This window comes from Bacillus cereus group sp. BfR-BA-01381 (assembly GCF_022663555.1).
GTDB lineage: Bacteria > Bacillota > Bacilli > Bacillales > Bacillaceae_G > Bacillus_A > Bacillus_A pacificus.
The window spans coordinates 1-9,966 of record NZ_JAKUFR010000129.1 but is presented as its reverse complement, the minus strand read 5'-3'; the positions used below and the strand labels follow the sequence as shown (position 1 = coordinate 9,966).

Sequence of the window (9,966 nt, the reverse complement as noted above, 5' to 3'; positions counted from 1 at the left end):
AGCGTTCATCCTGAGCCAGGATCAAACTCTCCAATAAAGTTAGTTTGTCTAGCATCTAAAATAAAAATTGACGTTTCACGTTGTTTGTTTCGTTCAGTTTTCAAAGAACTAAAAGCGGGTGAAGAGAATCGAACTCTCGACCAGAGCTTGGAAGGCTCTTGTTTTACCACTAAACTACACCCGCGTGGTCGGGAAGACAGGATTTGAACCTGCGACCCCCTGGTCCCAAACCAGGTGCTCTACCAAGCTGAGCCACTTCCCGTAATTGGCGCGCCCGAGAGGAGTCGAACCCCTAACCTCTTGATCCGTAGTCAAACGCTCTATCCAATTGAGCTACGGGCGCTTATTCATGATGTTTTTTCGTCGTTGTATTTTGGCGACTCAATTATCTTATCATACTGCATTTTCAAATGCAAGTACTTTTTTTAAAAAGATTTTCGATGCGGCCGAGAGGACTTGAACCTCCACGGGGTTTCCCCCACTAGGCCCTCAACCTAGCGCGTCTGCCGTTCCGCCACGACCGCGCGGAAAAAACAAAAGTGAGCCATGAAGGACTCGAACCTTCGACCCTCTGATTAAAAGTCAGATGCTCTACCAACTGAGCTAATGGCTCGTAAATGGCTGGGCTAGCTGGATTCGAACCAGCGCATGACGGAGTCAAAGTCCGTTGCCTTACCGCTTGGCTATAGCCCATCGAAATACTTATCTTATTTTCAAAGACAAATGTTATTGTACCATAATGACCAATAAAAAACAACTGCCAATTAGCAGAAGTTAAAATGGCGGTCCCGACCGGGGTCGAACCGGCGATCTCCTGCGTGACAGGCAGGCATGTTAACCACTACACCACGGGACCATTTAATCTTTACATTAATGTCATTTCACTTTTCATTATACTATTATGGTGGAGGATGACGGGATCGAACCGCCGACCCCCTGCTTGTAAGGCAGGTGCTCTCCCAGCTGAGCTAATCCTCCGAAGTGGTGACCCGTACGGGATTCGAACCCGTGTTACCGCCGTGAAAGGGCGGTGTCTTAACCACTTGACCAACGGGCCAATATGAATGGCAGAGAAGAAGGGATTCGAACCCTCGCACCGCGTTCGCGATCTACTCCCTTAGCAGGGGAGCCCCTTGAGCCACTTGGGTACTTCTCTGTATGGCTCCGCAGGTAGGACTCGAACCTACGACCGATCGGTTAACAGCCGATAGCTCTACCACTGAGCTACTGCGGAATAATAAAGACAATTTGTATCTTATAAAAATTCTCATCGTAAGTCAAGAAGTTTTTTCACAACATCTTGTACAAACGTGACATGTTTATAATATACTGGATTGCGTTTTCACTGTCAAGATGTTTTCTTTATCAAGATTAGTTTCCCTTTACACTTTCCGCAGACATATCTTTTTGTATTAATTTGACGTCTTCTTACATATTGAAGTGAGCATCCCATACATTCATACATATAAACCTTTTTTTCCTTCTCTTCATTCATCATTCGTTTACAAAACCGCGGCGCATCAACTGCCTTTAACAGTTCGCGAAAATCCTTATCCCGGTGCTTATATCCTCTTCCTGTAATATGTAAGTGATAATGACAAAGTTCATGTTTAACAATTCCAACTAATTCTTCTTTCCCATACATTTCGTAATATCGATAATTCAGTTCAATATTGTGTGTATTCAATAGATAACGTCCACCAGTTGTACGCAACCTACTATTAAACAGTGCCTTATGTAAAAACGGCATTCCGAAATATTGTAGCGATACTTCTTCCACTAGCCGCTGTATTTCTTGCTCATCCATTTTCATTCCTCCTAAACAAAAAAATATTTTTACACTTTTCTCCTCTCTTATACATATATTAAATAGTACATATACCCATCCTCATTCAAGAAGCGTGGTTTCTAAAAACATAGCAAAAATAGAAATCCACTCACCAACCTCTCATCAATATTACTTTACATTTATGAGAGTAGGATTAAACAAGGAGGGATTCCTATGCCTACATGGCTCAAAAAACAAATGCAACGCGCATATTTTGAAAAAAACCGGTATCAAATTAAATTATTAAATGAATGCTGGTTTTATTATAGCAAAATACATCAAAGTTCTTAATCCATTACACGTTTTATCCTATAAAAAAAGAGCAGTTTCATCTGCTCTCTTCTCTTACTATTCAATCGGCAACATAGATAATGCAACGCGACCTTTTTTCGTATCAATATCATCTACCCATACTTTGACGATTTGTCCGACAGATACAACATCTAACGGATGCTTCACGTATTGTTTGCTTAGTTTAGAAATATGTACTAAACCATCTTGTTTCACACCTACATCAACAAAAGCACCAAAATCAACAACGTTACGAACTGTTCCTTCCAGTTCCATACCACGTTTTAAATCTTCTAATTTCAAAATCCCTTTTTTCAGAAGCGGTTTAGGCAACTCATCCCTCATGTCTCGCTCTGGACTAATGAGTGCATCTATAATATCAACTAATGTTGGTTCTCCAACTCCCGTTTCTTGCGACAACTTAGAAATCTCTACTTCTTCTAAACTCTTTTGTAATTGCGGTTGCCCTACGTCATCTTTTGATAATCCTAGACTCTTCAATAACAATTCAACATTTTTATATTGTTCTGGATGAATACCTGTACGGTCTAACGGATTTGCCCCTTCTAATATACGTAAGAAACCTATACATTGTTCATATGTCTTCGCACCTAGACGTGGTATTTTCTTTAAGTCTGTTCGTTTTGTAAATTTCCCTTCTTCTTCACGCTTTGCTACAATATTTTTCGCAACAGTTTTTGATAAACCCGAAACATATTGCAACAACGCAACTGAAGCTGTATTTACATTCACACCGACTTGGTTAACTGCCGTCTCTACTACAAACGTTAATGATTCATTTAATCTTTTTTGAGATACATCATGTTGGTATTGTCCAACCCCAACTGATTTCGGATCAATCTTTACAAGTTCAGCAAGTGGATCTTGCAGACGTCTACCGATAGAAACCGCACTTCTTTCTTCAACCTGTAAATCCGGGAATTCCTCACGTGCTAAATCAGAAGCCGAATACACACTCGCACCAGCTTCGTTCACAATAATATAGAAGACTTCTCGTTTCACATTTTGTAATACATCAACTATAAATTCTTCCGATTCTCTAGAAGCTGTACCATTCCCAATCGCAATCATTTCAACTTGATATTTATCTATAATAGAAAGAACTTTCGCTTTTGCATCTTCATATTTACGCACTGGTGGATGCGGATAAATAACATCAATATATAGAACTTTCCCCGTATCGTCTACGATAGCTAATTTACAACCCGTTCTATATGCAGGGTCTACAGCTAACACAACCTTTCCTTTCATTGGAGGTTGTAATAACAAATTACGTAAGTTCTCAGAGAAAATATGTATCGCTTGTTCCTCAGCTGTTTCTGTTAATTCTTTTCGAATCTCCCTTTCAATAGAGGATTGAATTAATCGTTTATAACCATCCTCTATTGCTAATTTTACATACTGTGCACTTTTTGAATCGTTATCACGAATTACTTTCTTATATAAGAAAGTTACTATCTCATCTACTGGTGGAACAACAGAAACTCTCAATATATCTTCTTTCTCACCTCGATTCATCGCTAATACGCGATGCGGCACGACTTTCTGCAACGGTTCTTCATAGCTGTAATACATTTCATATATATTTTTTTCATCTTTCTCTTCATCTTTTACAGCCGAAGACATAACACCTTTTCTAAAAGTAACATTCCGAATCCAACTACGATATGCCGCTTCATCTGAAACGATTTCTGCAATAATGTCTTGAGCACCTTGTAATGCTTCTTCTGCAGATTGCACTTCTTTCTCGGCATTTACAAACTCCATTGCCTTCTGATTCGGATCTTCTTTCGTATATAATAATAACCATTCAGCTAATGGCTCTAATCCTTTTTCTTTTGCAATCGTTGCTTTCGTTCTTCTCTTCTCTTTATACGGACGATATAAATCTTCTACTTCTTGCAACTTTGTAGCTTTCACAATTTGCTGACGTAATTCTCCTGTCAGTTTCCCCTTCTCATCAATAAGACGAAGAACCTCTTCTTTCCTATCTTCAAGCTGCATCATATATTGCCATCTCTCTAAAATTGTACGAATTTGCACTTCATCTAAAGAGCCTGTCCATTCTTTTCGGTAACGAGCAATAAATGGAACTGTGTTACCTTCTTCTGTTAATTGAATAACATGACGAACTTGCTTTTCGGTAAAGCCTAATTCCTTCACTAACATTTTCATTAACGCTTGTCGATTATCTACCATTTCCATATACAACCGTAACCTCCTCTATAATAAAAAAAGTTGCCCTTCAAAGAGAGCAACTTAAACTGCCGATTTAAAAATCTATTAGTCCTAAACTAATTTGTAGCGCTTCATCTACACGAGTCATCATCACTTCATCTAAGTGAGTGATTTTGTCCGTTAAGCGCTGCTTATCGATTGTTCGAATCTGCTCAAGTAAAATAACAGAATCTCTCTCAAAACCGTACTTTTTCGCATCAATTTCCACATGAGTGGGTAATTTCGCTTTTTGAATCTGTGCAGTAATAGCCGCTACAATCACCGTTGGACTAAAACGATTTCCGATGTCATTTTGAATGACAAGAACCGGACGAACGCCTCCTTGCTCAGAACCAACAACTGGGGAAAGGTCTGCAAAATACACGTCGCCGCGTTTTACAATCAAAATATTACCCCCCGCTAACTAAGCGTTCTACTGTATGAGCTGCTTCATACTCTGCTAAGAAAGCTTCAGATGCAATACCAAGATTAATTTTTCCCATTTCAATGTACCCACGTCGCATTGATTCATGTTGGTAGCGTTTCTTCGTCTTATGTTGACGCAATAACAGTTGTGTTGCCTGGCAAATTAGTTCATGGCGATTCTTATTCTCTTGTTTTCCAATTCCGTCCAATTCCGTTACCATTTGCTTTGGCAACCGAACCACGATTTCAGTAGTTACACTTGATTCGGACACAAAAATACACCTCCACCGTCAACTACACACCCAAATATATATATGACACCTATTGTAATAATACCATTGTATGGAGCCTGTTGCAAAGACTTCCTTATTCCTTGCTTATGTTTTCCAATTCACAAACAAAACATTCATATTCTTTTATTTTTTATCTCATTACAAAAAGAAACGGAAGAGTTTCCACGTTAAATTATGTTAAAAGTAATGATAAGTAAAAAGCTTCTCGTCAAAAAACGAACTTATTCTTAGCCACCAAAAAGTCCTCTCACATGACAAGAAGCAAATCATACTACCCTCTATATATCATTCAAATAATTGATTACTTCCACAACTTTCCCGTTCCGTATAAATATTCTCGGCACACGGAAACTAATCGTTGTAATAATTTCATAATTAATAGTCCCTGAATATTCCGCAACCTCTGTAGCGCTAATATATTCATCTCCTTGCCTTCCAATGAGTGTAACTTTCGTGCCAAGAGGCACTTCACAAGGAAGGTGAATCATGAATTGATCCATTGTTACTCGCCCTACAATCGGTACCCGTTTACCATTTACAAGCACTTCAAATCCTTGTAATCTTCTAAGCCACCCATCTGCATACCCAATTGCAACAGTCGCAATCCATTCTTCCGTCTTCGTTCGATAAGTGACGTTATAACTAATTCCATCCCCTTTAATCACCCGTTTAATATGAGCCACTTTCGTATGCAGTGATAGCGCTGGTTCTAATTTAAACGGTAAAAAAGGGCGTATTTCTACAGATGGAGATAACCCATACATCGCAATGCCAATTCGTACTGCATTAAATGTAATCCCTTGAAAACGTAGTGTTGCAGCACTATTAGCTGTATGAACAAACTTAGGATCCACTCCGAATTCTTTCAACCAACTTAACTGCTCCAAAAATGTGTTATATTGCTTATCAAAGTAAGAAGTCTCCACCTCATCTGCCGTTGCAAAATGTGTATAAACTCCTTCCAATTCTAAAAATGGTGCACCTTCTAAGCTTTTTAAAAAACCTTTTAATTCTTTACGTTTGCGTATTCCAATTCTCCCCATACCACTATCGAAATTAATATGGTATTTCATCGTAGACGAACCATCCCAAAGTTTGATTGCTTCATCTACCCATTCCTTTTGAAAAACAGTTAATGCTACATCATTTTCAGCAGCTACATTTATATCACGAGGAGGAGAAGGACCTAACACTAAAATCGGCGCAGTAATACCGGCTCTTCGAAGCACTAAAGCTTCATCTAAGAACGCAACTGCTAACCTTGTCGCCCCCGCTTCTAATGCTGTTTTAGCCACCGGTACATAATCGTGCCCATATGCATTCCCTTTAACTACGGCAAAAATTTCTACACCACTTGGGATAAATTCTTTAATATGTGTAACATTGTTATAAATCGCATCTAAATCCACTTCCACCCAAGTGTCACGGTAAAATGGCGCTTCTTCCATAAATACACTTCCTTATACACGATATGCGAAGCTTATTCTTTTATATGCTTCTTTTATGAAATCCACCCTTCAAACTAAGAAAAGACGTGGTGCACATATATCACCACGTCTAAGAAGTTCACTTCACCTGCTTCTCTGTAACTGAACGAGCAACCATTAACAGCTCCTTCGGCTCTAAACCTTTAGACACGAGCATATATTCTACTCCGTTATGCGACCACGTTAAAGAGTCTTTCGTCAATGCTCCAATTGTAAAGCCAAGATCAACCAATTCTCCGCTCACACTTATCGCTGACGAAGCCTCTGCAACTTTTGCCTTTTCTTGTATTAAAGTAAAGGATTTCTTACTTCCAGTGTATGTGAGTATCGCACGCTTGCCACTGTCTGTCTTCAACTCTTTTTCATCTTTCAAAGTCATACCTTGCGGCGTATCACGCGGATACAAAATAGCAAATGGTTTGTCTTCTTTCGCTGTCGTTTGAACATCTACTTGCGCTCTAGACATATTTTGTTTCGTATCAAATGCACCTTTATCAAATTTCGCATCAAATTTCACTTTAGAGAAATCTACTTTCACAAGAACATTTTGATCATTATCCATTAACTTCACCGAAACTGGTGTTAAATCACTTTTCTTCAATGTAATCTCTTGTTTCGGCAACATGTTTTGGTGTTGATAATTTGTTTTTGTTTTAAAGATATAATACTTATCTGTTTTTTCAAAAGTAAGGTTTTTCTTATCCTGCAAAATGTCCCTCACAAGGGATTCGTATAAATAAGCCTGGCTACTATTTTGCGGCCAATCACTTTGGAAACGGAAACTCTTATTAAGCGCTGGCGTTAATACAAATACACCTTCTTCATTCCTTAAAATAATTTGACTTTGATCTTTTTTCGCATTCTGCAAATTCACACGATAAAAAGAAGGTTCTTTATGCCATATTTCTACCTTATACTCCTGAGGCTCATTCCCTGTTTTAATAGATAATTTCGCTTCAGCTTGATAGCTTTTCAACCCTTTTACTTTCGCCTCTAAATCTCTCACAACATCATCTTGTTTCTTTTCCATACAACCGGCCAACACAAAAACGGTTAATAAACCGAGAAGAACTAAAAACAGACGCCTTTTCATCACTTCAGCCCCTTTGCCCCTATAAATGAATGAATGGAAGATGTACCTTCCTTATCGCTACCACAAATATATGAGACAAAGATATAAAATATGCAGACTAGCGTGACGAGCTTTCTAAAACAACTTGAGCAACAGCAAATTCCTTACTATGACTAATTGATAAATGAACAATATGCTCTGTACTTGTAATAAGAATCGGCTTACCTCTATCATCATTTCTTACTTCAATATCTAAAAAACTCACTTCTTTCCCGATACCAGTCCCTACCGCTTTTGAATACGCCTCTTTCGCTGCAAATCTTCCAGCTACAAACTCTATAAGGCGACTTCCCTTCAGCCCCTTTGCAACATTACGTTCACTTTCAGTTAAAATACGTTCCATAAATTTAAGCTTTCCATCTATCATTTTTTCAATTCGATTTAATTCAATAATGTCGATTCCAATCCCTACAATCATTTCAAAATCCCCTTCTTCTATTTAGCTTTCTTTTTTCATATTGTAAGAATAACAGAGAATCTTTCTGATGCAAAAGGAGTGATACTCACAACATGCTAATACCATCCGCCCGCATTTCCTTACAACCAATCGTCATCACTTTACTTCTCATACAATTAATCATGATTATATTAGGTGATTTTTCCCTCTTTCCTATGGCAGCTTCTAATGAATATATCGCTAAAGGAGAATGGTGGCGTCTCCTAACTTCCCTGCTCGTACATGTAGACTTACAACATTTTCTTTTTAATAGTATTTGTTTATTCGTGCTTGGCTCTTCTATTGAAAAACAACTAGGGCACTTGTCTTTCATCATTATTTTTTTCCTTTCTGGCATTCTCGGAAATATTTCCTCTTATCTTATTATGCCTCATGAATATATTCATGCCGGGGCATCTGGTGGTATTTTCGGATTACTAGGTGCACAGTTATTTCTAATGTATAGCCGATATCGCTCTTCCAATCCAAGAGACATCGCTATTTTTTCAATTATGATATGTATATTACTACTATTCACTTTTTTCAATCCCTCTGCCAACCCTATCAGCCATTTAACAGGATTAATCATTGGTGGTATTTGCACTCCTCTATTAACAAAAAAACTCGATGGTGCAGAGCTCATTTAATATAAAAGCTCGCACCATCTATAATTTCCACATCTGTTTGTTCACTTAAATCTCTCATGAGTTGAAATAAAGACTCATCCTTCTTCTTCGCTTCAATCATACAATCAATTTGCGGAACACTTCCTTTTATCTTTTTTAAAAAAGATAAAAGAGTATCTACATTAATAAAGTCCGCATGTGCCCTTGGGTCTTTTCCCTCTCTAGGACTAGAAATGTGCATTTTCACCGGTAACAAAGACGATTCCCACGTATGTACAACACGCGCCCAATCTTCATGCCAATCTTCTCGATCATGATTCATCATATGATGATGTAAATCAAATACAACGGGAATGTCCAACTTTTCTCCTAAATATAATGTGTCCTCGAGCGTAAAAGTTGTATCATCATTTTCTAACATAATCATTTCCTGAATACCTCTTGGGACATTAGACCAATTCTCTATAAAACGCTCTAATGCGAGCTCTTTATCTTTATATCCGCCCCCAACATGCATTACACATCGTTGCTTATGTTCAATTCCCATACCTTTTAATAATTTTCTATGCATTTGTAATGTCTTGACAGAGTGTTTAAAAATATTCTCCTCAGGTGAATTAAGTACAACAAAATGATCTGGATGAAAATCAATACGCATATTCATTCGAATAGCGTAATCACCTAGCACCTTTAAATTTTCTTTTAAGGGACGAATGTAGTTCCACTCTAACAACTCCTCATGATTCGCTAAAGGAATCAACTTAGAGCTAAGTCGAAAAAAGGATATATCATGGCCTTTATTATGTTTTAATAACCGTAAGCAATTTTCCAAATTCGAATTAGCAATTCTTTCAAGTTTACGAATCGCCGCTTCCCGATCATCTATTTTTTGAAACTGCGCGTACGTCATCGTTTGAGATGGGGATGCGTTTTTCAAATGTACACTCATCGCAACATACCCAAGTCTTACAAGCATGTAGCACCTCATTTCTACACAAGTTATTATGTAGTATGTACAATTACAGAAATAAAAAAAGAGAATGCCGGAAAAGGGCATTCTCTTTTTTACTATTAAGCTTGTGGCTTACGGCTATGATGTTTTCTTTCGCCGCGTCCGTTTGAAGATCCTGGGCGACCTTGACCTTCTCCACGACGACCACGGTTGCCATCACGGCTACCTTCACGATTGCGATCACGGTTACCGTCACG

Annotated in this window: 10 protein-coding genes and 11 tRNA genes; 2 read left to right on the top strand and 19 right to left on the bottom strand. The window is 38.3% G+C overall.

The features are described 5' to 3' along the window. Positions 1-113 precede the first annotated feature (113 nt). The 12 genes from MR079_RS26205 to MR079_RS26150 all read right to left on the bottom strand — a co-directional run bounded on the left by MR079_RS26205 (position 114) and on the right by MR079_RS26150 (position 1,807). Positions 114-184 (bottom strand) — tRNA-Gly (locus tag MR079_RS26205). 1 nt (position 185) lies between these two features. Then, positions 186-262: transfer RNA gene (locus MR079_RS26200), tRNA-Pro, on the bottom strand. A gap of 4 nt (positions 263-266) precedes the next feature. Next, positions 267-343 (bottom strand) — tRNA-Arg (locus tag MR079_RS26195). Between the two features lie 98 nt (positions 344-441). Then, positions 442-524 (bottom strand) — tRNA-Leu (locus MR079_RS26190). A 16-nt stretch (positions 525-540) separates the two neighbouring features. Further along, a tRNA-Lys gene (locus tag MR079_RS26185) sits at positions 541-613 on the bottom strand. A gap of 5 nt (positions 614-618) precedes the next feature. After that, positions 619-693, bottom strand: a tRNA-Gln gene (locus tag MR079_RS26180). An 87-nt stretch (positions 694-780) separates the two neighbouring features. Beyond that, positions 781-856: transfer RNA gene (locus tag MR079_RS26175), tRNA-Asp, on the bottom strand. A gap of 46 nt (positions 857-902) precedes the next feature. Continuing rightward, positions 903-978 (bottom strand) — tRNA-Val (locus MR079_RS26170). Between the two features lie 4 nt (positions 979-982). After that, a tRNA-Glu gene (locus MR079_RS26165) sits at positions 983-1,057 on the bottom strand. An 8-nt stretch (positions 1,058-1,065) separates the two neighbouring features. Next, a tRNA-Ser gene (locus tag MR079_RS26160) sits at positions 1,066-1,156 on the bottom strand. A gap of 3 nt (positions 1,157-1,159) precedes the next feature. After that, positions 1,160-1,234: transfer RNA gene (locus MR079_RS26155), tRNA-Asn, on the bottom strand. Between the two features lie 114 nt (positions 1,235-1,348). After that, positions 1,349-1,807: a SprT family protein gene (locus MR079_RS26150; protein ID WP_000344243.1), complete on the bottom strand. Its 459-nt coding sequence runs from the start codon at positions 1,805-1,807 to the stop codon at positions 1,349-1,351. A 195-nt stretch (positions 1,808-2,002) separates the two neighbouring features. Between MR079_RS26150 and cmpA the strand changes: the two genes are divergently transcribed. Then, complete coding sequence (cmpA, locus tag MR079_RS26145; protein ID WP_001143642.1) at positions 2,003-2,119, top strand: cortex morphogenetic protein CmpA; 117 nt, start codon at positions 2,003-2,005, stop codon at positions 2,117-2,119. A gap of 57 nt (positions 2,120-2,176) precedes the next feature. Here cmpA and MR079_RS26140 read toward each other — a convergent pair whose 3' ends face one another. From MR079_RS26140 to acpS, 6 genes are all read right to left on the bottom strand, one after another. Continuing rightward, positions 2,177-4,345 (bottom strand): Tex family protein, encoded by a 2,169-nt coding sequence (locus MR079_RS26140; RefSeq protein WP_242294907.1) that lies wholly within the window; start codon positions 4,343-4,345, stop codon positions 2,177-2,179. A gap of 67 nt (positions 4,346-4,412) precedes the next feature. Next, a complete protein-coding gene (ndoA, locus tag MR079_RS26135; protein WP_242294906.1) occupies positions 4,413-4,763 on the bottom strand; it encodes a type II toxin-antitoxin system endoribonuclease NdoA in 351 nt (116 codons plus the stop codon). A gap of 4 nt (positions 4,764-4,767) precedes the next feature. Beyond that, positions 4,768-5,055, bottom strand: a complete 288-nt coding sequence (locus MR079_RS26130; RefSeq protein ID WP_000004570.1) for an antitoxin EndoAI — start codon at positions 5,053-5,055, stop codon at positions 4,768-4,770. Positions 5,056-5,354: 299 nt separating this feature from the next. After that, positions 5,355-6,524 carry an alanine racemase gene (gene alr, locus MR079_RS26125; protein ID WP_242294905.1) on the bottom strand — a complete coding sequence of 390 codons (1,170 nt, stop codon included), beginning with the start codon at positions 6,522-6,524 and terminating at the stop codon, positions 5,355-5,357. A gap of 118 nt (positions 6,525-6,642) precedes the next feature. After that, the gene (locus MR079_RS26120; protein WP_029141035.1) at positions 6,643-7,593 is read right to left on the bottom strand and encodes a LolA family protein; all 951 of its coding nucleotides are present in this window, start codon (positions 7,591-7,593) and stop codon (positions 6,643-6,645) included. 160 nt (positions 7,594-7,753) lie between these two features. After that, entirely contained in the window at positions 7,754-8,113 is a 360-nt protein-coding gene (acpS, locus tag MR079_RS26115; RefSeq protein WP_139869637.1) for a holo-ACP synthase, read from the bottom strand. A gap of 92 nt (positions 8,114-8,205) precedes the next feature. Between acpS and MR079_RS26110 the strand changes: the two genes are divergently transcribed. Then, positions 8,206-8,778: a rhomboid family intramembrane serine protease gene (locus MR079_RS26110; RefSeq protein WP_139869636.1), complete on the top strand. Its 573-nt coding sequence runs from the start codon at positions 8,206-8,208 to the stop codon at positions 8,776-8,778. Here the strand turns inward: MR079_RS26110 and uvsE are convergent. Next, positions 8,771-9,733, bottom strand: coding sequence for a UV DNA damage repair endonuclease UvsE (uvsE, locus tag MR079_RS26105; protein WP_242294904.1), 963 nt, complete (start codon positions 9,731-9,733; stop codon positions 8,771-8,773). The genes MR079_RS26110 and uvsE overlap by 8 nt on opposite strands. Between the last annotated feature and the right edge of the window lie 233 nt (positions 9,734-9,966).